31 protein-coding genes are annotated in these 24,483 nt (G+C 67.6%); 15 read left to right on the plus strand and 16 right to left on the minus strand.

All coding sequences use genetic code 11. The features are described 5' to 3' along the window. Positions 1-130 precede the first annotated feature (130 nt). The 4 genes from ACILQR_RS07375 (at position 131) to ACILQR_RS07390 (ending at position 4,159) form a co-directional block, all read left to right on the plus strand. On the plus strand, positions 131-1,939 hold the full coding sequence (locus ACILQR_RS07375; protein WP_395650810.1) for a methyl-accepting chemotaxis protein: 1,809 nt from the start codon (positions 131-133) through the stop codon (positions 1,937-1,939). A gap of 59 nt (positions 1,940-1,998) precedes the next feature. After that, a complete protein-coding gene (gene purQ, locus ACILQR_RS07380; protein ID WP_395650811.1) occupies positions 1,999-2,661 on the plus strand; it encodes a phosphoribosylformylglycinamidine synthase subunit PurQ in 663 nt (220 codons plus the stop codon). An 86-nt stretch (positions 2,662-2,747) separates the two neighbouring features. Next, entirely contained in the window at positions 2,748-3,452 is a 705-nt protein-coding gene (locus tag ACILQR_RS07385; protein WP_395650812.1) for a hypothetical protein, read from the plus strand. 8 nt (positions 3,453-3,460) lie between these two features. Further along, on the plus strand, positions 3,461-4,159 hold the full coding sequence (locus ACILQR_RS07390) for a hypothetical protein (protein WP_395650813.1): 699 nt from the start codon (positions 3,461-3,463) through the stop codon (positions 4,157-4,159). A 16-nt stretch (positions 4,160-4,175) separates the two neighbouring features. Here ACILQR_RS07390 and ACILQR_RS07395 read toward each other — a convergent pair whose 3' ends face one another. From ACILQR_RS07395 to ACILQR_RS07405, 3 genes are all read right to left on the minus strand, one after another. Continuing rightward, entirely contained in the window at positions 4,176-4,574 is a 399-nt protein-coding gene (locus ACILQR_RS07395; protein ID WP_395650814.1) for a DUF1489 family protein, read from the minus strand. 59 nt (positions 4,575-4,633) lie between these two features. Next, entirely contained in the window at positions 4,634-5,113 is a 480-nt protein-coding gene (locus ACILQR_RS07400; protein WP_395650815.1) for a hypothetical protein, read from the minus strand. Between the two features lie 64 nt (positions 5,114-5,177). Further along, positions 5,178-6,047: a 50S ribosomal protein L11 methyltransferase gene (locus tag ACILQR_RS07405; protein WP_395650816.1), complete on the minus strand. Its 870-nt coding sequence runs from the start codon at positions 6,045-6,047 to the stop codon at positions 5,178-5,180. A 175-nt stretch (positions 6,048-6,222) separates the two neighbouring features. On the opposite strand from ACILQR_RS07405, the gene ACILQR_RS07410 reads away from it, so the two are divergent. Next, positions 6,223-6,858, plus strand: a complete 636-nt coding sequence (locus ACILQR_RS07410; protein ID WP_395650817.1) for a hypothetical protein — start codon at positions 6,223-6,225, stop codon at positions 6,856-6,858. An 85-nt stretch (positions 6,859-6,943) separates the two neighbouring features. Here the strand turns inward: ACILQR_RS07410 and ACILQR_RS07415 are convergent, their stop codons facing one another. From ACILQR_RS07415 to ACILQR_RS07425, 3 genes are all read right to left on the minus strand, one after another. Then, a complete protein-coding gene (locus ACILQR_RS07415) occupies positions 6,944-7,156 on the minus strand; it encodes a DUF3126 family protein (protein WP_271144852.1) in 213 nt (70 codons plus the stop codon). Between the two features lie 68 nt (positions 7,157-7,224). Then, positions 7,225-8,061: a serine O-acetyltransferase gene (gene cysE, locus ACILQR_RS07420; protein WP_395650818.1), complete on the minus strand. Its 837-nt coding sequence runs from the start codon at positions 8,059-8,061 to the stop codon at positions 7,225-7,227. Positions 8,062-8,084: 23 nt separating this feature from the next. After that, entirely contained in the window at positions 8,085-8,735 is a 651-nt protein-coding gene (locus ACILQR_RS07425; protein WP_395650819.1) for an NUDIX domain-containing protein, read from the minus strand. 50 nt (positions 8,736-8,785) lie between these two features. On the opposite strand from ACILQR_RS07425, the gene ACILQR_RS07430 reads away from it, so the two are divergent. Both ACILQR_RS07430 and ACILQR_RS07435 read left to right on the plus strand, forming a co-directional pair. Next, a complete protein-coding gene (locus ACILQR_RS07430; protein WP_395650820.1) occupies positions 8,786-9,388 on the plus strand; it encodes a nitroreductase in 603 nt (200 codons plus the stop codon). Positions 9,389-9,429: 41 nt separating this feature from the next. Continuing rightward, positions 9,430-9,810: a VOC family protein gene (locus tag ACILQR_RS07435; protein ID WP_395650821.1), complete on the plus strand. Its 381-nt coding sequence runs from the start codon at positions 9,430-9,432 to the stop codon at positions 9,808-9,810. Positions 9,811-9,820: 10 nt separating this feature from the next. Here the strand turns inward: ACILQR_RS07435 and ACILQR_RS07440 are convergent, their stop codons facing one another. The 4 genes from ACILQR_RS07440 to ACILQR_RS07455 are packed head-to-tail and all read right to left on the minus strand — an operon-like array spanning position 9,821 to position 12,603. Beyond that, on the minus strand, positions 9,821-10,552 hold the full coding sequence (locus tag ACILQR_RS07440) for a class I SAM-dependent methyltransferase (RefSeq protein WP_395650822.1): 732 nt from the start codon (positions 10,550-10,552) through the stop codon (positions 9,821-9,823). Further along, positions 10,549-11,400: a DUF817 domain-containing protein gene (locus ACILQR_RS07445; RefSeq protein ID WP_395650823.1), complete on the minus strand. Its 852-nt coding sequence runs from the start codon at positions 11,398-11,400 to the stop codon at positions 10,549-10,551. Before ACILQR_RS07445 ends, ACILQR_RS07440 begins: the two co-directional genes overlap by 4 nt. Continuing rightward, positions 11,397-11,858 (minus strand): preQ(1) synthase, encoded by a 462-nt coding sequence (gene queF, locus ACILQR_RS07450; RefSeq protein WP_395650824.1) that lies wholly within the window; start codon positions 11,856-11,858, stop codon positions 11,397-11,399. Before queF ends, ACILQR_RS07445 begins: the two co-directional genes overlap by 4 nt. Positions 11,859-11,904: 46 nt before the next feature. Further along, a complete protein-coding gene (locus ACILQR_RS07455; protein WP_395650825.1) occupies positions 11,905-12,603 on the minus strand; it encodes a DUF805 domain-containing protein in 699 nt (232 codons plus the stop codon). Positions 12,604-12,756: 153 nt separating this feature from the next. Between ACILQR_RS07455 and ACILQR_RS07460 the strand changes: the two genes are divergently transcribed. From ACILQR_RS07460 to ACILQR_RS07470, 3 genes are all read left to right on the plus strand, one after another. Continuing rightward, the gene (locus tag ACILQR_RS07460) at positions 12,757-13,689 is read left to right on the plus strand and encodes an NAD(P)H-dependent flavin oxidoreductase (protein ID WP_395650826.1); all 933 of its coding nucleotides are present in this window, start codon (positions 12,757-12,759) and stop codon (positions 13,687-13,689) included. 26 nt (positions 13,690-13,715) lie between these two features. Then, entirely contained in the window at positions 13,716-14,423 is a 708-nt protein-coding gene (locus tag ACILQR_RS07465) for a TorF family putative porin (RefSeq protein ID WP_395650827.1), read from the plus strand. Between the two features lie 121 nt (positions 14,424-14,544). Further along, positions 14,545-15,138, plus strand: a complete 594-nt coding sequence (locus tag ACILQR_RS07470; RefSeq protein WP_395650828.1) for a fasciclin domain-containing protein — start codon at positions 14,545-14,547, stop codon at positions 15,136-15,138. 6 nt (positions 15,139-15,144) lie between these two features. Here the strand turns inward: ACILQR_RS07470 and ACILQR_RS07475 are convergent, their stop codons facing one another. From ACILQR_RS07475 to ACILQR_RS07495, 5 genes are all read right to left on the minus strand, one after another. After that, positions 15,145-16,320 (minus strand): cystathionine gamma-synthase, encoded by a 1,176-nt coding sequence (locus ACILQR_RS07475; protein WP_395650829.1) that lies wholly within the window; start codon positions 16,318-16,320, stop codon positions 15,145-15,147. A 12-nt stretch (positions 16,321-16,332) separates the two neighbouring features. Continuing rightward, on the minus strand, positions 16,333-17,004 hold the full coding sequence (locus ACILQR_RS07480; protein WP_395650830.1) for a dienelactone hydrolase family protein: 672 nt from the start codon (positions 17,002-17,004) through the stop codon (positions 16,333-16,335). Positions 17,005-17,039: 35 nt separating this feature from the next. Further along, positions 17,040-17,774 (minus strand): dienelactone hydrolase family protein, encoded by a 735-nt coding sequence (locus ACILQR_RS07485; protein ID WP_395650831.1) that lies wholly within the window; start codon positions 17,772-17,774, stop codon positions 17,040-17,042. 4 nt (positions 17,775-17,778) lie between these two features. Next, the gene (locus ACILQR_RS07490) at positions 17,779-19,182 is read right to left on the minus strand and encodes a pyridoxal-phosphate dependent enzyme (protein ID WP_395650832.1); all 1,404 of its coding nucleotides are present in this window, start codon (positions 19,180-19,182) and stop codon (positions 17,779-17,781) included. A gap of 193 nt (positions 19,183-19,375) precedes the next feature. Then, positions 19,376-19,939: a GGDEF domain-containing protein gene (locus ACILQR_RS07495; protein ID WP_395650833.1), complete on the minus strand. Its 564-nt coding sequence runs from the start codon at positions 19,937-19,939 to the stop codon at positions 19,376-19,378. A 128-nt stretch (positions 19,940-20,067) separates the two neighbouring features. Here ACILQR_RS07495 and purE point away from each other — a divergent pair, with 128 nt between their 5' ends. The 3 genes from purE to ACILQR_RS07510 are packed head-to-tail and all read left to right on the plus strand — an operon-like array spanning position 20,068 to position 21,920. Then, the gene (gene purE / locus ACILQR_RS07500) at positions 20,068-20,559 is read left to right on the plus strand and encodes a 5-(carboxyamino)imidazole ribonucleotide mutase (protein WP_395650834.1); all 492 of its coding nucleotides are present in this window, start codon (positions 20,068-20,070) and stop codon (positions 20,557-20,559) included. Between the two features lie 12 nt (positions 20,560-20,571). Beyond that, a complete protein-coding gene (locus tag ACILQR_RS07505) occupies positions 20,572-21,648 on the plus strand; it encodes a 5-(carboxyamino)imidazole ribonucleotide synthase (protein WP_395650835.1) in 1,077 nt (358 codons plus the stop codon). A gap of 44 nt (positions 21,649-21,692) precedes the next feature. Then, complete coding sequence (locus ACILQR_RS07510; protein WP_395650836.1) at positions 21,693-21,920, plus strand: hypothetical protein; 228 nt, start codon at positions 21,693-21,695, stop codon at positions 21,918-21,920. A gap of 4 nt (positions 21,921-21,924) precedes the next feature. Here the strand turns inward: ACILQR_RS07510 and ACILQR_RS07515 are convergent, their stop codons facing one another. After that, the gene (locus ACILQR_RS07515) at positions 21,925-22,590 is read right to left on the minus strand and encodes a COQ9 family protein (protein WP_395650838.1); all 666 of its coding nucleotides are present in this window, start codon (positions 22,588-22,590) and stop codon (positions 21,925-21,927) included. Positions 22,591-22,802: 212 nt separating this feature from the next. Here ACILQR_RS07515 and rpsU point away from each other — a divergent pair, with 212 nt between their 5' ends. Next, entirely contained in the window at positions 22,803-23,069 is a 267-nt protein-coding gene (gene rpsU, locus ACILQR_RS07520) for a 30S ribosomal protein S21 (protein ID WP_201104539.1), read from the plus strand. 226 nt (positions 23,070-23,295) lie between these two features. Then, on the plus strand, positions 23,296-24,483 hold a 1,188-nt coding region (locus tag ACILQR_RS07525), incomplete at its 3' end, for a hypothetical protein (RefSeq protein WP_395650837.1).

The following is a 24,483-nucleotide window of genomic DNA, read 5'->3' on the forward strand; positions in this document are numbered from 1 at the left end:
CCACGCTTTGTGAGCATCCGCCAAACAGTTCAAGAAAACGCCTGTTTCTGAGTACGTAAGTTTACCTACCGTACACTGTGACGGTCGTTAGGATTCTCAAGGTAGACAGAGGCAAGATTCGGAGGTGCCCATGCTCTCAACGATCCGCGCCAAGGTGAAGTTCGCCGGCTACGCCATTCTGGCCCTTTGCGGTCTGAGCTCGGGCGTCGGCCTTGTCGTCGCTGTGATGCTGAGCGTGTCTCTGGCGGACTCGACGAGGACGTCGCAGATCATGCGCAACCACCTCGAAGGCGACATGATGCACGACGCCCTCAACAGCGACGTGCTGGCTGCCCTGCTCGCGGCAGAACAGGGCCGGTTTGCCGATATCGGAGGAATCCGGGCGGAGATGCAGGAGCACGCCGCCCATTTCCGGGCCATGATCGCGGACAACAAGGCGATCGCCACGGATCCCGGCACCATCGAAGTGCTGACGGCGGTCGAGCAGCCGCTCGAGAACTATATCACCGCAGCCGAGGCAATCGTGACCCTCGCCGCCACCGACCCGGTCGGTGCCAATGCGGCCCTGCCCGCCTTCAGTGCCAGTTTCACCGAGCTGGAAGATCGCAACGGGGCCGCGTCTGAGGCGATCGAGGCGACCCTGCTCGCTACGAAGGCCCGCGCCGACTTTCTGGTTCTCGGCGGCGAGATCCTGATCGGCCTGACCTTTCTGCTGGGGATCGGCCTGAGCCTGGTATTGAACCGCCAGGCCATGCGGACGGTCGTGGCCCCTATCGGTGTGCTCAACGACGAGATGGCCGGCCTGGCGCAGGGCCGGACCGACGTCGCCCTGACCAGCGCGGAACGGAAGGACGAACTGGGGGCCGTGGGCCGCTCGGTCGTGGACCTGCAGGCCCTGATCGTCGAACGCGCCCGCGCCGAGGCCGAGGCCCAGGCGACCCGCCGCAGCCAGGCCGAACAGGCCCAGCTGGCCGTCGCCGAACAGCAGAGCCAGGTCGTGGCCGCGATGGCCGAGGGCCTGGATCATCTGATGCGCGGCGACCTGACCCACCGCATCGAGAGCCGCTTCCCGGAAGGCTATGAAAAGCTGAAGTCCGACTTCAATGCCGCCTTGGTCCAGCTCGAAGACACCCTCACCTCCGTCGACGGCAACGCCTCGGTGATTCGCAGCGGTGCCCATGAGATGACCCAGGCCACCGACGACCTGTCACGCCGCACCGAACAACAGGCCGCCAGCCTGGAACAGACCGCAGCCGCCCTGGAACAGATCACCGCGACCGTGAACCGCTCGGCCGAGGGTGCGCGCCAGGCTTCCGACGTCGTAGGCGAGGCGCACAACGACGCCGAGGCCAGCGGCCGCGTGGTCGGCCAGGCCGTCGAGGCCATGGACGCCATCCATGCCTCCTCCAAGGAAATGGGCCAGATCCTCAGCGTGATCGACGAGATCGCCTTCCAGACCAATCTGCTGGCCCTGAATGCGGGCGTCGAGGCCGCGCGCGCCGGCGACGCCGGTCGAGGCTTTGCGGTCGTCGCCTCAGAGGTGCGGGCCCTGGCGCAACGCTCGGCCGACGCGGCCAAGGAGATCAACACCCTGATCTCGAACTCCGGTCGTCAGGTTTCGGTGGGCGTCGATCTGGTGCGTCAGACCGGCGCGAACCTGGACAAGATCGCCGGCCGGGTCGTCCACGTCGGCAAGCTGATCTCCGAGATGGCGGCGGCCAGCCAGGAACAGGCCACGGCACTGCGCGAGATCAACACCGCCGTCAGCCATATGGACCAGGTCACCCAGCAGAACGCCGCCATGGTCGAGGAAACCACCGCCGCCAGCCATGCCCTGTCCCAGGAGACGCAAATCCTCAGCCAATCGATCGGCCGCTTCCATCTGTCGGCCCGGGCCGAGACCCCGCGTCGGTCTTCGGGTATGCGCGCGGCGGCCTGATCCACCTTCTCGCCAAGCCGCGCTGACAGGATGCGCGAACCCTGCTAAAGGCCCGCGCCATGAGCGCAGCCGTCATCGTCTTCCCCGGGTCCAACTGTGATCGCGACTGCAAGGTCGCGGTCGAACGCTCCACCGGCGAGCGGGTCGAGATGGTCTGGCATCAGGACACCGACCTGCCCGACGACCTCGATCTGATCGTCCTGCCCGGCGGGTTTTCCTACGGCGACTATCTGCGCTGCGGAGCCATGGCGGCGCAGTCCCCGATCATGCAGGCGGTCAAGAAGGCCGCCGATGACGGGGTCGCGGTGCTGGGCATCTGCAACGGGTTCCAGATCCTGTGCGAGGCGGGGATGCTGCCGGGGGCCCTGTTGCGCAACGCGGGCCTGAAATACGTCTGCAAGCCCATCGCCCTGGAGGTCACCAACGGCCAGACCCGCTTCACCGCCGGCTATCAGGGCCAGCGCGAGGTGGTGATGACGCAGGGCAACGGCGACGGAAACTATTTCGCCGACGCCGAGACCCTGGCCCGGATCGAGGGCGAGGGTCAGGTGGTGTTCCGCTATGTCGACAATCCGAACGGCTCGGTCGCCAATATCGCCGGCATCCAGAATGCGCGCGGCAATGTTCTGGGGATGATGCCCCACCCAGATCGCGCCTTCGAGGCCGAGCTGGGCTCCGCCGACGGGGCCACCCTGTTCCGCTCGATCATGGCGGCGGCTTAAGCCTGAAAGATCGTCGATCTTTCGCGGAAAGGTTGACTTCGCCTCGCTCCAACGGTCTTTTCCAGGCTGTTCGAGGGGCATATTCAATGAAGATTCTGATCGCACTGGGCGCGGCCCTGTCGCTGGCCGCCTGCGCATCGCCGTACGTGGCGACGCCCTATGACCGGACGGCGTCACAGGTTCGATCGATCGCGGTCGTGGACGATTCGGCGCCTGAAAATTCGATCGCCTATGAGGTCGCGTCGGTCGGCCGCAATTTTGGACTGATCGGTGCCATCGTCGATGCCGGTATCCAGGCCGAGCGGCAGGCGGCGGTCAACCGCGCCCTGGACGGCACGGCCTTTGACGGCGAGACGGTGTTCGAGCGTCAGCTGGCCGCCGCCCTCGCCCGCGAAGGCTATGAGGTCAATGTGATGACCGACACACCACGCGCGAAACAGGCTTTCCTGGTCGCCTACCCGACAGCCGACGGCGTGGTGGACGCCTATCTGGATGTCGTGATCGCCCATCACGGCTACCTGTCGGCGGGAGCGTTTCGTCCGTTTCGTCCCTCTGCCGCCGCTCAGGTCAGGCTGGTCAGCGCCGCTGACCCGACCCGCGTTCTGATGGACAATCGCATCGTCTACAACGGCATGACGACCGCCGACGCCGGGGTGATCACCCTGACACCCAATCCCGACTACGAGTTCGAGAACCGCGAGGCGCTGTTGGCGGATCCGGTCAAGATGGCGGCCGGCATCGAGGACGCCCTGAACCAGATCGCGGACACCACCGCTCAGCTCCTTCGGTAGGGCTCATCATGAGACGCGTGGTTCCGGGCCTGTCGATCGTCGCATTCGCAGCGGTTTGCGCCTGCGCAACCGTGCCGCCGCCGCCGCCCGCCGTACTGACCTTCGCCGGTCGTGATTGCGGCGAGGCTCCGGATCTCGCTCAGGCCCAGAGCCTGACGCCCGAAAAGGAACGCGCCCTCTACAGCGTCACGACCCAGATTGGATCGGCGACCCCGTGCATCCGCCGGGACGGTCGCGACACTGCCTATGTGCTCTATGCCATTCCGGCCGACGCCGGTGACAAGACCCTGACGGTCGGTGGCTATCTGGAGCCATTGCGGATCCTGTCGCCACGGGTTGCGATCCTTGACGCCCAGGGCGAGATCTTGCGCAGCTTTCAGCCCGGGGAATTCCTGTATCGCGGGCCGACCTATTCAGTGCTGCTGAGGCCGAGACCCGGCGAACTATACGTCCTGGTGACCGTAGACGAGTCCCGCGTCGGCCGGGCCTACGATTCGATCGTGATCGGAACCAGCACGACCACTGCGGCCGTGCCCGTCACATCGGCCCTGGCTGCGGGCCTGGTCGGCGGGGGCACGATCGTCAGCGGCGTCGATGTCGGACTGTCACGAACCTTCTCGTACGAAGGCGCAGCGCAGGTCATTGTCCACGACAGCGACACCCGCGAAGAGGCACCGCCCGAGCCCACAGCGGCCCCGCCCACCTGATCCATCCAGTGCCGCCCTACCAGGCACCGAGCTCGCGCAATTGCGTGGCCAGGGCGTCGGGAAGGTCGCCGGGGTCCATGGACGACAGGTCGGCAGGCGCGTCCTTCGGCTCCAGATAGCGCCAGCCCTGGAAGGGTCGACGGGCCTGGGGCGCGGTGCGGATCACCTCGGGCGACAGTCGGATCAGGCACATCTTCGCCTTGCCCTCGCCGGTAGTGGAGATGTCGAGGATCGGCATCCGGCAGACGACCGAGCCCTTCATCACCCAGAACAGCGAGCCGCCGTCCTCGATCTCGTCGGCGCGCTTGGGCGTCATCCGGGTGTTGACGGTCAGCCACTGACCCTTGGCGGCGCGGCGTTCCAGGGTCTCGACGTGGGCCACACCGACGCAGAGCTTGATCATATGCAGAGGCATGGCCCGCCTCTAGCACCCCTGACCCACGCGGGGCCAAGGGTGTTGAGGCGCCGCGACGATCAGGGCTGGGGCGAGGTGCTGGTAACGACGTCGGGTCCGGATGAGGGGGCCGGCGAGATGATGACTGGCGCGGGGGGCGTCATGGAACGGGCCTCGGCGGCGCGGGCCTCGCTGGCGGCGCGGATGGCTTCGGCCTGGGCGCGCGCAGCGTCGGCACGGGCGATGTCGAGGCTTTGCTGCCCCCCGGCGATCTGGCCCTGGATGGCGGCGGTCGTGGAGGTGGCCTGGGCGTCGGCGACGGCCTGTGCGGCCTGGGCCTCGGCGATCCGGGCCTGGGCCTCGGCGTCGGCGCTCGGCGCAGCGTCCCGGGTGGCCAGGATCCAGAAGACGGCGATCACGACCAGCACGGCAAGGCCGCCCGCGATCCACCAGCCGGTGGTGGATTCGCGGCGAACCACGATGGTCTCGCTGTAGATCGGTTCTGAGCGCGGCGTGTTGGGTGCGCGGGTCGGATCGAGGTTGGGGTCGTACTGGCTCACGGGGTGTCCCTCCATTGAGGCATGGGAACGGTCCCGCTTGACCGAGGTTCCTCCCCGCCTCCGGTCAGCCCATCCGGCGCAGCACCAGGGCGCTCCAGGCATCGCGGTGGATGCGGCGCTCCAGCCGGAATCCCTTGGACAGATAGGCGGCCGTCACACGGCGCTCCTGCGTCCGCAGCAGGCCAGACAGGATGGCGACGCCGCCGATCCGCAGTGCCAGCTTGATGTCCTGGGACAGGGCGACCAGCGGCGGAGCCAGGATGTTGGCGAACACCAGATCATAGGGGCCGTGCTGGCGCACCCGGCGATCGTTGAGGCCCGAGGCGTGGACGAAGGAGGCCTTGGCCTGATTCAGCTTGGCGTTCTCGTTGGCGATGCGCACCGAGGGGCCGTCGATATCGGTGCCGACGGCGACCTTGGACCCCGTCTTCGCCGCTGCGATGGCCAGGACGCCCGTGCCGCAGCCGACGTCCAGCACCTTGTCGAAGGTCTCGCGCTTCAGGAGTTCGTCATAGGCGACGAGGCAGCCCACGGTGGTACCGTGATGGCCGGTGCCGAAGGCGGCGCCGGCGTCGATCTTGAGCGCCACGGCGCTGAGCGGCACCTGGCCCTGGTCATGGGCGCCGTAGACGAAGAACCGCCCGGCCTTGACCGGCGGCAGGCCCGACAGGGACATGGCCAGCCAGTCGGCGTCGGCCAGGACCTCGACATGGACGGTCACCTCGGGGTGTTCGGCGAGCCGTGCCTGAAGGACCTCCGCCTCTTCGGCGGTCGTCGGGAAGGCGTCGATGCGCCAGATGCCCTTGTCCTCGTCTTCCTCGAGGATGGAATAGGTGGCCCCTTCCAGCATGACGTCGGCGTCGATGGCCTCGGCGGCGGCTTCAGCGGCGGCACGGGGGCCACGGGCGATAATCTGGAGTGCGGTTTGGGACATTTCTCAAACGCCGGTATGGTGGCGAATCGAAAGCACACAGGACGCGCCATGGCGGGTCCATTCTAACCGAGGGGTCGGGCGTTCCATGGCTAAGTCACCGTCTGCGTCGAGTTCAACGTCGCCGAAACCGGCGAAGGCCGCTTCCAAGCCCAAACCGGCGGCAAAGTCGAGCGCCGTGACGGCCGAGAAGGCAAAACCCGCCGCTGCCAGGGCCCCCAAGCCGGTCAAGGCGGCTGCTCCCAAACCCGCTCCGAAGGCCGCCGCCAAGCCGGTCACCGCACCGGCCACGCGCGCCAAGCCGGGCCCCAAACCCGGTGCCAAGGCTGCGGCTGCTGCGGCCGCCACGACCCCGACCCCTGTGGCCGTTGCACCCAAGGTCCGCGCCAAGCCGGGTCCGAAGCCCGGCGCCAAGGCCGCGACTGCGACGACAACCCCCGCGCCGACCGCGACCGCACCCAAGGCCGTAAAGACGGCGACGAAGGCCGCGCCGTCAGCACCGAAGACTGCCCCGAAGTCCGTGAAGGCCCCGGCCACCCCCACGACCAAGACCGCGACGGTCAAGGCCAAGCCGGGTCCGAAGCCGGGCGCTCGCGCCGCCAAGGCTGCTGCGGCCGCCGCGACGCCCGCCGTCGCTCCGGTGCCCGCACCCAAGCCCGTCGAAACGCCCAAGGCTGCGGCCAAGCCGGTTGCGGCTCCGACGCCCGCCCCCGCCGCTACTGCCCCGGCTGCCGCGCCCAAGCCCGCCGAAGCCCCGGCCAAGCCCAAGAGCTTCCTCGACAAGATCGCCGACGCCATCTTCGGCAAGCGCTGATCGCCTCACACGCCGCTGAAAATGCGAAAGGCCGGACGGGTTGCCCCGTCCGGCCTTTTTCGTATCCGGCGATCGACTGCGGCGATCAGTCGGCGGCGAGATCCTCGGCCAGGATGGCCATCTCGAACATGAAGCTGCCGTCCTCGTCCTCGTCGTCGAAGACCACGCCGATGAATTCGTCGCCGACATAGACCTCGGCCGAATCGGTGACCTTGGGCCGGGGCTTCACGGCGATGCCGCCGGTGTTGAAGGTCTTCTTCAGATGCGTCTCGATGCGCTTCATGTCGGTGGCGTTCATCGGGGCCTCGTTTCGTCTCAGGGGATTTGGCGGCGGACCCTAGTCCGGGCTCGCGCTGAGGGAAACCCTCAGATCACGAAGTCATAGACCACGTCGGCCAGGGTATGATCCATCGTGCGCGCGGGCGCGTCTCCGGTGGGGCAGTTGACCAGGCGGGCGGGGACGCCGGCGACGGTGCAGCCACTGGGCACGGGTTTCAGCACGACCGACCCCGAGGCCACCTTGGCGAAATCGCCGACCTCGATATTGCCCAGCACCTTGGCACCGGCACCCAGCAGGACGCCACGGCCGATCTTGGGGTGACGGTCGCCGCGCTGGGCGCCCGTGCCGCCCAGGGTGACGCCGTGCAGCATCGACACCTCGTCGCCGACCACCGCCGTCTCGCCGATGACGATGCCGGTGCCGTGGTCGAAGAACAGTCCCTTGCCCAGTTTCGCGCCCGGATGGATGTCGATCTGGAACAGTTCGGAGATGCGGCTCTGGAAATGAAACGCGAGCGTTTCGCGCCCTTGCGTCCACAGCCAGTGGGCGACGCGCGACGCCTGAAGCGCCTGGAATCCCTTGAAATAGAGGAAGGGCTGCAACAGCGAGCGGATGGCCGGGTCGCGTTCGGCGACCGCCTGAAGATCGGCCTCGGCGGCCGCCACGATCGAAGGGTCCGACCAGAAGGCGAAGGCGCAGACCTCGCGCACGCTCATGGGGGCCAGTTCGGCGTCGCCGACCTTGCGCGCGATCTGGAAGCTGAGGGCGTTGGACAGATCGAAATGCGACAGGATGGTCGCATTCATCATCGAGCCCAGATGCGGCTCGCTGCGCGCCGCCTCCTCGGCCGAGGCGCGCAACTGGGACCAGATCGACGGCGTCTCCTGATCGGCAACGACCTCAAGCCTTGGGGGTGTGGACATGACGCCGCTCCGTTTCCCGAACCTTAGCTGCGAGTCAGCATGGCATGCGCCAGCCAGCCCGGCAGAAGGCCTTCTCGGGCCATATGGTACGCCCTGTAAGCTGTCGCTACCGTAAACGAGTCGGTGATCGCACCGCGCTCGATCTCGTGCAGCAAGGCCATGAACGGCACGCGCACCACGGTCAGCACCTCGGTGGGGTCGGGGTCCAGTGGAACGGGCGTCAGATCCCAGGCGATCCAGGTCAGGCCGATCTCGTCGGTGATGGAGTTGGACACCTCGATCCGCAGCGCCAGTTTCCAGGACGCGGCCTTCAGCCCGGCCTCTTCGGCCAGTTCGCGCATGGCACCTTCGAGCGGATCCTCATCGAAGGGCGCGCCGCCCTCCGGCATTTCCCAGGAATAGTTGGCATGGGCGAAGCGCGCCTGCCCGACCAGGGTCACGGTGCCGTCCGCGTGGACCGGCAACACGCCCGTCGCGACATTGCGGAACCGCACCACACCATAGCGCGCATCGCGTCCGGTCGGGGCGATCGCCTTGTGCTCGGTAACCTGCATCCAGGGGGTGTCGTGGACGACCTCATGCCCCAGATCCTGCCAGGGAACCGGCGTCGGCATCCCCTCGGCCCAGCTCGGGATGATGGCTTGAGATATATCTTTGGGGGCGCTATCGGTCACCCGCGATCTATGGCCCAGACGACGACAGAACAACAGACGAGGCGATGACCATGACCGATGCCGTTCCCCTGGGCGCACCCCTTCCCCTGCCGTCGCCATCGGCCGAGCTGCGCGCGCGGCTGGCCGTGAGGCGTTCGGCACCGGCCCAGGCCCTGACGGCACCGGGGCCCGATACCGGTGTGATCCACGACATCCTGACCCTGGGGGCCCGCACCCCCGACCACGGCAAAATGACCCCCTGGCGGTTCGTGGTCATGGGGCCGGAGAGCCGCGCGGAGATCGCCGAACAGCTGGCGGCCCTGGCGGTCGCAAGGGGCCTGCCCGGCAAGGCCCAGGCCGTGCTGGCCAAGCTGACTGCCGCGCCGGTTTCGATCCTGGTGGTCTCGACCGCGCGTCCCGGCCCCAAGCCGGTGTGGGAACAGGAACTGTCGGCGGGGGCCGTCTGCATGAACCTCGAACACGCGGCCTCGGCCCATGGGTTCTCGTCCTGCTGGATCACCGACTGGTACAGCTATGACCCAGACGCTGCCGCCCTGTTCGGGGTGGCGGACGGCGAGCGGATCGCCGGCTTCATCCATATCGGGACCGCACCGGAAGCACCGCTGGAACGCGAGCGGCCGGATATCGCCGCCCTCACTCGATATCAGCCCTGAGGCCTGCTAAGCTCGGTCCATCATCCGCTGGAGGATCGGTCATGGCCCTGCCCCCGTCGGCGACGGCGATCGCCTTTGTCCTGACCCGCGACCGGGCGGTCTCCGACGCCTTCTATCGCGACGTGCTGGGGCTGACGTTCAAGACGGACGACGGCTTCGCGGCCGTGTTCGATCTGAACGGCGCCGAGTTGCGCATCACCCACGTGCCCGACCATTCCGCCGCGCCCCATCCGGTGCTGGGCTGGCAGGTGCCCGACATCGCCTCAACCGTCGCCGACCTGACGGCCAAGGGGGTCGTCATGACGATCTATCCGGGCATGGGCCAGGACGAGACGGGCGTCTGGACCTCGCCCGACGGCAAGGCGCGCGTGGCCTTCTTCCCCGACCCCGACGGAAACATGCTCAGCCTGACCCAGTGCTGAGGCCGGTCACTCAGCCGGGCTTTCGCCATTCCATCATAAGAAACCAGGGCGCGCGGTTGTAGTGGGCGACGCGGACGGGGTCGCCGCCGATGGCGCGGGGCTCGACGAAATGGGTCAGGGTCAGGCCCTGATCGAGCAGCAGCCGCATATAGGTCGAGAGCGGTCGGTGCCAGTTCCTGATCCGGATGCCGCGCCATTCGATCCAGGCCGAGCGTTCCTCCAGATACTGGTCCATGGCATGGGCACGGCGACCGTCGGCCAGGGTCTGCCAGCCCATCTCCGCCACGTCGCCGGCCGAGTTGTAGGCCGTCAGATTGCCGATCAGCAGGGTGCCGCCGGGGGCCAGAACCCGCGCCATCTCCGCAATGGCCGCCGCCGCATCGGGGATGTCGATCAGGGACAGATAGGCGACCACCAGATCGAAGGCCCCGTCCGCGAAGCTCAGGGCCTCGGCGCTTTCGACGCGATAGTCGCCCGACGGATCGAGCGCCCGCGCCCGGCCGATCAGGCTGGGAGCCGGGTCGATACCGGTGACCGTGATACCCTCGGCGGCCAGCATCCGGCAGAACCGTCCCTCACCGCAGCCGACGTCGAGCGCGCGTCGAAAGCCGCCGGCCCGGACCCGCGCCATCATCGGCCCGTCCAGCACCGACTGGCGGCCGAAATCGCCGTCGTCGCCGAGGTGGGCGATCCAGGCAGCGGCAGAGGTCTCCCAGCCGTCGTCCTGAGGGTCTTCGGTCATCGCGCTTCCTCCTGGGGGCGGTGGACCAGCGATACCAGAACCACCGAAATCATCATCAGCAGGAACCAGCTGCCCAGCTTGGCCAGCCCCACCGGATGCCAGCCGTCCTCTTGACCCGGATAGACCCAGGCCCGGGCCAGTGTGCCCAGATTCTCGGCGAACCAGATGAAGACCGCGACCAGCAGGAACCCCAGCAGAAACGGCATCGACCGCCGCGTCCGGTCCGGCGTGAAATAGAACCAGCCCCGCCCGAATAGCACCGCCGTCGCGACGAACAGCGCGAGCCGCACGTCCGGCAGCCAGTGATGGGAGAAGAAGTTCACATAGATCGCCGCCGCCAGCAGCCAGGTGGTCCACAGCGGCGGATAGTGGCGAAAGCGGATGTCGAAGATGCGCTGGATCCGGGCGATGTACGACCCCACCGCCGCATACATGAAGCCCGAGAACAGCGGCACATCGCCGATCCGCAGGAGGGACGGCTCGGGATAGATCCACGATCCGTGCGCGGTCTTGAACAGCTCCATGACGGTGCCGACCACGTGGAAGACGAAGATCACCCTCGCCTCCTCCCAGCTCTCCAGCTTGAGCAGAAGCATCGCCGCCTGAATCGCCAGCGCCGCGACCACGAGGAAATCATAGCGGGCGACGGGTGCCTTGTCGGGCCACAGCAGATGCGTCCCCATCAGCAGGACCAGCATCAGTCCGCCGAACAGACAGGCCCACCCCTGCTTCAGCCCGAACATCAGGAACTCGAAGCCATAGCGCGACCATGCGGCGCGGTCGGACCAGGCCTGAAGGCGCGCGAGGAGATCGCGGCCCCAGGCTTCGAGAGGGAGGCGTTGGGTCACCCCCGTCCGCGATAGGTCGGCACACCCTGGTCGGGCAGCCACAGGCCCTCGGGCGGGGTCCCGGTCTGCCAGAAGACGTCGATGGGGATGCCGCCGCGAGGGTACCAGTAGCCTCCGATGCGCAGCCATTTCGGATGGAGTAACTCGGCCAGCCTCAGCCCGATGGCCACGGTGCAATCCTCGTGGAAGGCACCGTGGTTGCGGAAGGCGGTCATGTAAAGCTTCAGGCTCTTAGACTCGACCAGCCAGTCGCCCGGCGCATAGTCGATGACGATATGGGCAAAGTCCGGCTGGCCCGTGACGGGGCACAGGCTGGTGAACTCGGGCACGGTGAAGCGCGCCAGATACAGGGCGTCCGGATGCGGGTTCGGCACCCGCTCCAGCACGGCGGTTTCGGGACTGGTCGGCTGGGCGGTCTGGGTGCCGAGCTGGGAGAGGCCGGAGGTGTCGGTGGTCATGGCCGGGATTTAGGCGTCCCGGCCGCCCGACGCAAAGACCCGTGCGTCAGAAATTGGCCAGGGTGCGGGGCGGCGGCCCATAGGCGTTGTCGCCCGGCTGGCCCGGCGTCACGCCCAGCCAGATCATGAAGGCCAGATTGATCAACAGCGCCAGGCCCATGAGCCCGAAGGCGCCGCCGATGCCGGCCAGGGCGCGATAGTCCTCGTGATAGCCGTGCATCCCGACAAAGGTGCCGACGAAGGCCATGGCCCCCAGGACGACGGCCGCCGCCGTGACGCCATACGGAATGGCCGCCAGCCAGCCCGACTTGCCCATGTCATGCAGCCGCTTGGACGAGACGCAAACCCCGAAATAGATGCCGGCCAACGAGATCAACGTCCCGATCAGCGGCATCCAACTGAGCAACAGGCCCGCCACGAACAGGATGATGATCCCGATCCAGTAGTCCTTCTGGCCGATGCGGCCGTTGGCATCCAGAAACAGGGTCCGCCAGTCGAAGACGGACAGACCAGACCCGGCGACGCCCGGCGTATAGGCGGTCGATGCAAACCCGGCCGGCTGTTGCGCCAGGACGATGACCTGGGTCGCCGCGCCGCCCTCGGCGACGAAATCGACCTTCATGCCGGCCCGCACGGGGGTTAGTTGCTGCAGGTCGGCGCGGGCGAAGGTGTAACGCAGGCCGTCGTCGCCGCTGATCAGACCGGTACCGGGACCGTCGTCATAGGTCAGAATCTCGCCGCGCACGCCGTCTCTCCTGTCGAAGGGGCCTGGATGGCCGAGCGCGACCATAAGGGCATGGGCGTTATGGCGACAAGCCGAACGGCGCTCGATCCAAAGATTTGCCTTCCCCAACGTCGCCTGCTGTAAGCGTAGCCAAAGACAACGGAGGACGACGCTGTGGCTATTCCCGCTTCCCTGCAAAAAGGTCTGAAGCTGCCGGTGATCTCGGCACCGATGTTCCTGGTCTCCGGGCCCGATCTGGTGGTTGAGGCGTGCAACGCCGGCGTCATCGGCACCTTTCCGTCGCTGAACCAGCGCACCACCGAGGGCTATCGGGACTGGCTGGTCGAGATCAAGTCGCGGCTGAACCCGGATGCGGCGGCGTTCGGCGTCAACCACATCGTCCATGGATCGAACGAGCGGCTGATGGCCGATCTGGCCGTGACGGTCGAGCATCAGGTGCCGCTGGTCATCACCTCGCTGGGCGCGGTCAAGGATCTGGTCGATGCGGTGCATGGGTACGGCGGCGTGGTCTTCCACGACATCGCCAATGTCCGCCATGCGAAGAACGCGGCCAAGGCCGGTGTCGACGGCCTGATCCTGGTGGCCAACGGTGCGGGCGGCCATGCGGGGATCATCAACCCCTTCGCCCTGGTCAACGAGGTGCGTCAGTTCTTTGACGGGACCATCATCCTGTCGGGCTGTCTGTCGACCGGCCAGGACGTGGCCGGGGCCCTGATGATGGGGGCCGACTTCGCCTTTCTGGGCACCCGGTTCATCAACACGACCGAGTCGGAGGCCCAGGACGCCTACAAGGCCATGATCATCGATTCGGGCGCGACCGACATCGTCCACACACCGGCCGTGTCCGGCATCCCGGCCAACTTCATGACCAAGTCGCTGGAGGCCAACGGCATCGATCCCAAGACCCTGCCCGAGCACAAGCTGGACATGGGCGAGGAAGCCCGGGCGTGGAAGACCGTCTGGTCCGCCGGCCAGGGCGCGGGCACGATCCACGACGTCCTGCCCACCGCCGAACTGGTGCGCCGTCTCCGCGACGAATATGCGCAGGCCACGGATCAATTCGCCAGAAAGGCCATCGTCGGCTAGACACGCCGGCTTCCATCGGAGCCGTCATGCGTATCGCCCTCATCACCCTGCCGCTGCTGCTGATCGCCGCGACCACCGCCTCGGCCCAGGACCAGGACAATGCGCGCTATGTCGGCGACCGGGGATCCCACTGGACCTTCGAGGCGGGGGCCGGGACGGACAACCGTTCCAAGGGGACGTCCAAGAGCGGCAACGATCCCTATGTCTTCGCCGAGGCCCAGTGGAACGCCTCCAACGGCTTCTATGCCGACATCGAGTTCGAGACGATCGACTCGGCCGGATCGACCGTCGAAACCGAGGCCGAGGCGGGATGGCAGTTTTCCGGCGGCGGCTTCGATTTCGACGTCTCGACCTCTCACAAGTGGCGGGTGGAGGCCGACGCCGGCCAAGACGCGGCCGCCTGGGAATTCCAGGCCGATGCGATGCGCAAGTTCGGCGACCTGGACACCCGGTTGCGGGTCGAGCATTCGCCAAACGGACTGGGTTCGACCGGGGCCTGGACTTGGGTCGAGGGGCGGCTTCGCTTCCCCCTTGCCGACCGGCTGACCGCCGGCCTGACCCTGGGGCGACGTGAACAGGACCGCTCGGCCGACTATACCGGCTGGAACGCGGGTCTGACCTGGGAAGTCCGCGACGGCGTCGACGCCGACCTGCGCTGGCACGATACGAACGCCCACGCGGCCGGCGACCAGTACCAAGGCGCTCTCGTCGCGGCGGTCACCCTGACCTTCTGAGGGCCAGACGGCACGGATTTGGTTCCCCGGCGCGGCCAGATGCCGCGACCCGCATCCGGCGCGACCGGGCCGACGTCCTTCCGACGACCGCGACAGGCGGTCGGCTCAGGAAATCGCTCTCATGACCCAGATCTCGCTTCGCGGCGTCGCCGCCGCCGCCCTCGCCTCCGCCGCCATGATCGCGGCCGCGCCCGTCCTCGCCCAGTCGATGGACCATTCCGGCCACGCCCAGGCCGCCGTTACCGTCGGCGGCGCGGCCATGTATCCGAACAAGACCATCGTCGAGAACGCCGTCAACTCGCCGATCCACACGACCCTGGTCGCCGCCGTCAAGGCCGCCGGCCTGGTCGAGACCCTGTCGGGCCCCGGTCCCTTCACCGTCTTCGCCCCGACCGACGCCGCCTTCGCCAAACTGCCCGCCGGCACCGTCGAGACCCTGGTCGAGCCCGCCAACAAGGCGACCCTGACCAAGATCCTGACCTATCACGTCGTCGCCGGTCGGGTGTCCGCCGAGCAGCTGATCGGCATGATCAATGCGGGCGGCGGCAAGGCCGAACTGACCACCGTCGAGGGCGGCATCCTGACCGCCTCCCTGCAAGGCTCGTCCGTCATCCTGACCGACGAAAAGGGCGGGGTCGCCACCGTGACCCAGGCCAACGTGTTCCAGTCCAACGGCGTAATCCACGTCACCGACACCGTGTCGATGCCGAACTAGGTCGCCTCAGACCGAGAGGGCCTGATCCAGATCCGCGATCAGGTCCTCGACGTCTTCCACGCCCACCGACAGGCGGATCAGGGTGTCGGTGACGCCGCCGGCTTCGCGCAGTTCCTTCGGGACACTGGCGTGGGTCATGATGGCCGGGTGATTGACCAGGCTTTCGACGCCGCCCAGGGACTCGGCCAGGGTGAAGACACGGACGCTTTCCAGAACGCGCTTGGTGCGGTCCAGATCGCCGTCCAGCACCACAGACACCATGCCGCCGAAGCCCGACATCTGGGATGCGGCCAGCGCGTGCTGGGGATGGGAGATCAGGCCGGGATAGATCACGCGCGTGATGCCCGCGCCCTTCATCTGACGGTCCTCCAGCCAGTTGGCGACGGCCATGGCGTTGGAACAGTGGGCCTTCATCCGTAGGCCGAGCGTCTTCAGCCCCCGGTTGGCCAGAAAGGCGTCGAACGGGCCCATGACGCCGCCGACCGAGTTCTGCAGGAACTTCAGTTGGGCCGCGACCTCGGGATCCTTCGCGACCAGCACCCCGCCGATGATGTCGGAGTGGCCGTTCAGGTATTTGGTCGCCGAATGCATGACGACGTCGGCGCCCAGGCTCAGCGGCTGCTGGCAGAAGGGGGTGGCGAAGGTGTTGTCGACGACCAGCAGCAGGCCGTGGGCCTTTGCGATCTTCGACAGGGCGGCGATGTCGGCGATCTTCATCAGCGGGTTGGTGGGCGTCTCGACCCACAGCATCTTTGTCTTCTCGGTGATCGCCGCCTCGACGGCCGCGAGGTCCGACAGATCGACATAGGCGAAATCCAGACCCATCGAGCGCCGCCGCACCCGCTCGAACAGCCGCCACGAGCCACCGTACAGGTCATCGCCGGTGACGATGTGCGATCCGGCATCCAGCAGTTCCAGCGCCGTCGAGGTCGCGGCCATCCCGGACGCGAAGCCGAACGCCTGAACCCCGCCTTCCAGATCGGCGATACAGGCCTCGAACGCCTCGCGCGTCGGGTTCTTGCCGCGGGCATACTCATAGCCCTTGTTCACCCCCGGGCTTTCCTGGGCATAGGTCGAGGTGGCGTAGATCGGGGTCATGACCGCGCCCGTGGTCGGGTCCGGCCGCTGGCCGGCGTGAATGGCGCGGGTCGAAAAGCCCTGGCTGTTCTTGAGGCTGGCCATGGTGGGATCCTGTCAGGCGAGGGTCTGGTCAAAGAAGTCGAGGCAGCGGTCCGAGACCTCGGTCCACTGGGTGGCGTTCATCAGGTGGCCGGCGCCGCGCGTGACCTGAACGCGCACCGGGATCTCTTCGTCCATCAGGAACCGCCGCCAGCGCTGGGTCGAGGCCGGCGAGACCACCCGGTCCCTTTCGGAGCAAACGATGAGTACGGGGATTCGTCGGGCGGGGTGGCGCGGAATATAGACGTCCCAGCCGCCGCAGACCGCCACGGCCGCCGCCGCGCGACTGTCGCCCAGCGCGCCGTCCACGGCGATGAACGAGCCGAGGGAATAGCCGACAATGCCGGTCCGGCCGCGGTCCACGCCCTGGCCGGTCAGCCATTCGACCCCGTCGCGGGCACAGTCGCGCCAGGCCTCCATGACCGGTTCGCGCCGCACGATGTCGTCGTTTGCCGCGTCGAGATAGGTCGGCGCCAGCGACAGATAGCCCCGCTCCGCGAACCGCCGGGCGAAGGCCAGCTGGTCGATCCCCATCCCACCTGAGCCATGGAGATAGGCGACGCCCCGGCCGTTCGGCGCGGCTGGTCGGAAGGCCACGGCGCGGATCGTCCGGCCGTTGCTGAGATAGGTGACACGCTCGGTAATGACGCCGTCGGGCGCGGTCCGGGCCGCGGCTGGAGCCGCCATCAGCATGATCCCGCCTGCGACCAGATCGCGCCGCCTCATGACGCGGCCAGTTCGTCGCGCAGGAACCGGTGGGCGGTGTCGAAGATGGCCCGCCACTCCGCAGGCTCGGGGACATGATGATCGGCATCCAGCACGACCAGTTCGGTATCGACGCCTGCGCGCCGCAGGGTGCGTTCCCAGTTGCGCACCGCGCCCAGCCCGACCAGCGGATCGCCGTCTGCCGTGATCAGGAGGGTCGGCGGCTTCCTGAGAATCTCATCGGGCTCGCGCCGTCCCCCGCCGGCGATCGCGACCAGGGCACGCGCCGGGGCGTCCGAGAAACCGAGTTCCCCGGCCATATAGGCACCGCGCGAAAACCCCATGATGCCGATCCGCTCCGGATCGACGCCGGGCTGGGCGGCCAGCCAGTTGAACCCGTCGAGCGCCGCCTGACGCTGGAACGCGCCGCGCCCCTGTCGCCGTCCTTCGGTATCGGCACCGAACCAGGCCGGAAAGGCGACCGTGTATCCGCGAGCCGCCATCCGCACCGCGTGCTCGTACCAGCGCCGGATCTCCAGCGCCGCACCGCCGCCCCCGTGCAGCAGCAGGATCCCGGCCCCCGCCATCGGCAGCCCCTCCGACGGCGGGCTGAACTGCACCACGGTGATGTCCTCGCCGCCGCTGGGATAGCTCCCGGCCGCCACCCGCTCGCCGGACTGGGCCCGCGCCACGCCGCCGACCGCCGTCAGCGCCGCCGCTCCCATCAGTCCCTGTCGGCGATTGATCCTCAATCGATTACCGGTTCAGGCTCAGGTGGTTAATCAGGTCGACCCGCGCGATCAGGCCGACGAATTTCTCGCCGTCCAACACGATCGCCACCCGGTCCCGGTCGAACAGCGGGATCAGGGCGTCGAGCGACTCGCCCACCTGGACCGTGTCCAGATCGCGGGTCATGGCCGATGACACCGGCTTCTTGAAGCGTTCGGCGCGGGTGATCTCGTCGGTATTCATGACGTGGACCAGGTCGCTCTCGTCCAGGATGCCGACCAGACGGCCGTCCTGGATGACCGGCAGTTGCGACACGTCGTTGGACCGCATCCGCTTGAAGGCCGAGTCCAGGCTGTCGTCGGGACCACAGATCACGACCTCGCCGTTCTCGTATTTTCGGCCGATCAGGTCGGCTAGATTGCCCTGGATCGGGTCGTCGCCGAGGCCCTGATCGGCCAGCCAGGCGTCGTTGTAGACCTTGGACAGGTATTTCGCCCCGGTGTCGCAGACGAAGGTCACGCATTTCTTCGGCTCGGTCTGTTCGCGGCACCAGCGCAGGGCCGCCGCGATCAGGGTGCCCGAGGACGAGCCGGCCAGTATGCCTTCCTTCAGCAGCAGCTCACGCACCGTGGCGATCGCCTCGGCGTCGGGGATCGAATAGGCCCGGTCGATCAGGCTCATGTCGGCGGTGTCAGGCACGAAATTCTGACCGATGCCCTCGACGGTATAGCTGCCCTCCGGTCCCGGAACGCCCTCGTTGACGATGCCGGCCAGGGTCGATCCGACCGGGTCGGCCAGGATGATCTCGGCGGTCGAGCCCACACTCTTCAGGAACCGCCCGATGCCCGTGATCGTCCCGCCAGAGCCGATCCCCGCGACGAAGGCGTCGACGTCGTGATCCATCTGTTCCCAGATCTCTGGACCGGTCGTCTTCACATGCGCCAGGGCGTTGGCGTCATTCGCGAACTGGTTGACGAAATAGCCGCCCGGGATCTGTTGGGCCAGCCGCTCGGCCATGTCGGTATAGTAATCAGGATGGCCGTGGGGCACGTCCGAGCGGGTCAGGCGCACGTCGGCACCCATGGCCCGCAGGTGCTGGATCTTCTCCTTGGACATCTTGTCGGGGATGACCAGCAGAACCTTGTAGCCCTTGTTCTGGCCGACAAGCGTGAGGGCCAGGCCGGTGTTGCCGGCGGTCGCCTCGACGATGGTGCCGCCGGGCTTGAGCCAGCCCTCCCGCTCGGCCGCCTCGATCATCTCGACCGCGATGCGATCCTTGATCGAGCCGCCGGGATTCTGGGCCTCAAGCTTGAGGAACAGGCGGCATTTGCCGGTGTCGATGCGGGTCACCTCGATCATCGGGGTCTTGCCGATCAGCGACAGGGTCGAGGCGGTCGGCTTGCTCAAGGTGGGGGCGTCGACGATCGACATGGGGCTGGAAACTCCTTGGGGAACGATGGTCAAGCTGGTCGTCGCGAGGGGTAACGTCAAATCACGCACGATCGTGCTGCGATGGTCCGGCAGCGGGCGTGGTTGGGGTGAAAAGTGCTAGGGCTAGTGAGCGGCAGCAGAGGATGCAGTTCCCGTTCCCTCACTAGCACTAGCACCCCTTGCTCACTGCACGTCAGCGCGACCGCTTCCGGACCCACATCGCCGCATCGGCCTCGGCCAGCCAGATTTCGGGGTCGTCCTGATTGGCCCAGGCGCGGACGCCGAACGAGCCGCCCAGTTCCGCCTTTTCTCCGTTCCAGTCGAAGCCCTCGGTGTCCAGGGTCGCGGCCAGCCGTTTGGCCTTCTCGCGACCCTCCTCGATGCCGGCATTCAGCATCAACAGGGCGAACTCGTCTCCGCCCAGCCGGCCGACGGCGTCCGAGGCGCGCACATTCTCCATCAACAACTCGGCGACATGGATCAGGGCGGCATCCCCCGCCGCGTGACCCAGCCGGTCGTTGACCCCCTTGAAGCCGTCGAGGTCGAGATACAGCAGCACCGCCGGGGCATCGTAGCGGATGCAATAGGCCATGGTCTGCTGCATGGCGGCGACGAAGCCGCGCCGGTTCAGGGCCGGGGTCAGGACGTCGTGATCCGCCGCCGCCTCGGCGGCCTCGGCCCGCAGGCGCAGGGCCTCGACCTCGGCGCGCAGACGCTCGATTTCGGCCTTCAGATCGGCAGCGGCCGTATCGGTCACGGTCGGCGAAACTCCGCAGAATCCGCGACTCACCCGAGTACGCGTCGAACTATCCTAGAGGCCTCGGTTGCGGGCGCAACGCGGGTGCTGTAACCGGCCGCCTTCACGCGCGCGAGAACCTGAGCGTTATGGCGATTTCGACCCCGCCGGTGGCCATCATCATGGGCAGTCGGTCCGACTGGCCGACGATGAAACACGCGGCCGATGCGCTGGATGCCCTGGGTGTGGCCTGGGAAGCCAAGGTGGTATCGGCCCACCGCACGCCGAAGCGTCTCTATGACTTCGCGACGGGTGCCAAGGCCGCCGGGATCAAGATCGTCATCGCCGGTGCCGGGGGCGCCGCTCATCTGCCGGGCATGGCTGCGTCCATGACCGACCTGCCCGTGCTGGGCGTGCCGGTGGAATCAAAGGCGCTGAAGGGCATGGATTCGCTGCTGTCGATCGTCCAGATGCCCGGCGGCGTTCCGGTCGCGACCCTGGCCATAGGCGAGGCGGGGGCAAAGAACGCCGGCATCCTGGCGGCGCAGATCCTGGCCCTGTCGGACGACGGGCTGGCCCAGCGGCTCACCGCCTACCGCACCGCCCAGACCGACGCGGTCGCCGAGACGGTCGAGGACTGATTGACCGAGTTGATGTTGCCCCTCCCCCCCGGCTCGACCATCGGCATCATGGGCGGCGGCCAGCTGGGCCGGATGCTGTCCCAGGCGGCCTCGCGACTGGGCTTCGACGTCCTGATCCTGGACCCCGAGGAAAACTGCCCGGCCGCCCGCGTGTCGCGCGGCCAGTTCGTCGCCGCCTATGACGACCCGGCGGCACTCACCATCATGGGCCGCGCTTGCGACGTGGTGACCTTCGAGTTCGAGAACGTCCCCGCCGCCTCCATCGAACAACTGGCCGAGGGCGGCGCCCTGGTCGCGCCCGGCCCGACGGCCCTGGCCGTGGCGCAGGATCGGGTGGACGAGAAGACCTTCCTCAATGCCGTCGGTGCCGCCACCGTCGAGTTCGTGGCCGTGGATACGCTGGACGACCTGATCGCAGGGCTTGAGACGCTCGGCATCCCTGCCCTGCTCAAGACCCGTCGCGACGGCTATGACGGCAAGGGCCAGGCCTGGGTCGCCTCCGTCGACGAAGCAGCCGAGGCGTTTGCCGCCATCGGCGGTCGCCCCGCCATCCTGGAGGCCCGCGCCGCCTTTACCCGCGAACTGTCGATCATCGCCGCGCGCGGCCATGACGGATCGGTCGCGGTCTATCCCCTGGGAGAGAACGAGCATTCGGGCGGTGTCCTGCAGGTCACCACGGCACCCGCCGCCGTCGAGGCGGTGACCGACGCCCGCGCACGTGAGATCGCCACGGACATCCTCGACGGCCTCGACTATGTCGGGGTGATGGGAATCGAGCTGTTTGACCTCGGCGAGGGCCGGTTGCTGGTCAACGAGATCGCGCCGCGCGTCCACAACACCGGCCACTGGACCCAGGACGGCTGCGTCTGCGACCAGTTCGAGCAGCATATCCGCGCCATCGCCGGCTGGCCGCTCGGCCCCACCGAGGCCCACGCCCGCGTCGAGATGACCAATCTGCTGGGCGACGAGGTCGATCAGTGGGCGGGGCTGGCCGCCGAGCCCGACGCCCACCTGCATCTGTACGGCAAGGCGGAAGCCCGGCCGGGGCGGAAGATGGCCCACGTGAACAGGGTCGGCCCTTTGGCATGACGGCCGAAGCTTGAGCATACGCCAAAGCCTGTCATGATGGGGGCATGACGCTGTCGTTCCTTGCTCCTGTTCTGCTGCTGGTCGCCATCGCCGTCTTGCTGTCGACGCCCAAATTCAGAAGCCGCCCCGGGGCCAAACTGGGCGTGGCAATATCCGCAGTGGGCGCTGTCGCGATCGGCTTTTCCGCCATCGGCTATCAGATCGGCAAGGATGCAGCCCTCAGAGACAACCGGTCTGATGCGGCTGCCGCCGCCGAGGCTGCGAGACCTTAGGTCCTCAGCGGTACCGCAACCGGCTCAGCACATCCGTCACCCGGCGCAGCGGGGCCTCGAAATCCTTGCCGGCCTTCCATTTCTCGAAGGTCATGACGTTCTCGATCCGCGCGGCGACGAAGGCCTCGGCGCGCTCCGGGCCGTCGAACAGGCGCATCGTCATGGCCGGGATCAGGATGCCCGACAGGATCACCCGCTTCGAATCGTGGTTCCAGTCGGTCGCCGTGTCCCCGGCCCAGCGCCAAAGCCCGTCCGCCGTGTCCCAGGTCAGGCTCAGCGCCAGATCGGCGTTGGTCGGCAGGGCCATGAAGCCGGCGGCGCGCTTTTCCGCTTCCCCGTCCGCCGCTGCGGCGTCCAAGCGGACCGAGACGGCACGGGCGATTCGCTCGCGGATCTTGAGCGTCGTCGGATCGACCTCGGCCAGGGCCTGCATCGCCGCCGCGTCATGGCGTCGCCACAGCAGGGCCGCCAGGTCGCGCGCGCCGTTGGGCATCAGCAGCTCCTGATCACCCTCCGACAGGCCGTTGGCCTTGCACGCGGCCCGGACCAGCCGCCCGTTCCAGCCCAGGCGCGGGGCCAGCGGCAGGGCGGCATCCAGCACGGCCTGTTCCATCCGGTCGGCCCAGTCACCCTGGCTGGGCGTGTTCGGGATGTGGGCGGCGGTGGTCATGGCCATAGAATAGGCCCACCGGCCGGGCGTTGCGAGCCCGGCGGCCGCCTTGCGACATCACGCGCAGATTGGCCGCTCTCGATATGGACACCACGCGACCACTGGTGTATTGGCCCGCCTTCGCTCGCCGGGCTGTCGCCCGCGAGGTGAGATTTTATTTGTCTGCCCGTCTCCCTCACAGGACGCGGCGGGCGGCCAAAGGAGAGTTCAACCTGGTACAGATTTTCGTTCGCGATAATAACGTCGATCAAGCGCTGAAAGCCCTCAAGAAGAAGATGCAACGCGAAGGCAGCTTCCGTGAAATGAAGCGCCACGTGCATTACGAGAAGCCCTCGGAAAAGCGCGCCCGCCAGAAGGCAGAGGCCGTTCGTCGCGCCCGCAAGCTGGCCCGCAAGCGCATGCAGCGCGAAGGCCTGCTGCCGCCTCCGAAGCCCCGCGTGCCGGGTCCCGGTGCCGCCGGTGGTGGCAACCGCTCCTAAGCACGGGTTTCGCGACCCAGGATCTGAAAAGGCCGCCCCGCAACGGGCGGCCTTTTTGCTGGCCGGGTGTCGGGCCGGCCGTCTGAACGAAACGTCACTTGCCCCGGCTTACGGTTAACGGCGATACCTGAACCTGCGGCGCCGCTTCGCGCCACAAGGGAACGTCGCCCGGCCCCAGGGGGCGTTCTGCTAGGCTGGGGCTGAACTTCAAGGGCCGACCACCGCCATGTCGCACGACGATCCCTCGCATTCGCCGCCTGCCCCCCTGCCGGGGTCCAGCGAACTGCCGACCGGGGTCCAGCCGATCCCGGCGTCGCAGTCGACGGCCTATCACGGCACGGGAGTGCAGGCCGCCCCGCTCGACATTCCCAGCCAGCGCACCCCGCCGCCCGCCACGCCCGCGCCGACGCCGCGCCCGACCGTGTCGGATGACGGCATCCTGAGACCCATTCAGGAAAGCGACTATTTCACCCTCGATCCCGTCGCCATCAAGGTGATCTCGAGGAACATCGACGAGTATTTCAATCAGCCGCTCGACATCTTTCCCTTCTGGGAAAACGAGAGAAAGCCCGACCGTTTCCACGTCCTGTTCCGTCGCCAGATCGAGGAGAGGTTCCCGGTCGAGGCCGACATGCGCGGCCGGATCTATGGCTATGGCCGCCGGGTGTTCAACGCCCTGCGGGTCCATGTGGCCGTCAAGCGGCTGACCCAGGGGCTGACCATCCTGGGGTTCGTGATGCTGGCCATCCTGGGGCCCCCCTTCTTCGAACAGTGGACCGGATCGCAGGCCGGGGGACTGGGTCTGGCGGCGCTGGCCATGCTGATCGTGGTCGGCTTGTTCTTCGGCCTGTCGAGCATCCTGTTCATCCAGTACCGGTTCAGGCTCGAGAACGACTCGTACGAACTGTCGCGCGAGGTGGTCCAGCGGACGCGCGAGCTCCAGAACCTGTTCACAAACGCCCGCGCCATGGCCGATCAGGCCGAGACCCAGTTCGCCCAGGACGGCAAGGGCTGGGGCCAGCGCGCCCTGTTCCTGACCCGGCTGACCATGTGGATCGGCGCGCGGATGGAATACCTGGAGAAATTCACCCAGATGGAGCTGTGGCGCACCCGGCGCGAACGCTACTGGATGGGCTGGTTCGGCGGCTTCTCGACCGTTCTGGTCATGATCGTCGGCCTGCTGGTGCTGGGCTTCTGGCCGGTGCCGGGCACCGACGAGATCGGATACCGGGCGCTTCAGGGGCTGGGCGCGGTCCTGACCCTGGCCGTGTCCTGGCTGTCCTTCTACCGCTGGCAGACGCCGATGGCGGCCGTGAAGGACAAGCTGGGGGTCGAGGGCTGGGTCCGCTACGCCTCGCTCGACGTCGACAACACCGTCGGCGACCAGGTCCGCCGCGACAAGGAACGGCTGGTC

This window comes from Brevundimonas sp., from assembly GCF_044239655.1.
In the GTDB taxonomy this organism is placed as follows: Bacteria; Pseudomonadota; Alphaproteobacteria; order Caulobacterales; family Caulobacteraceae; genus Brevundimonas.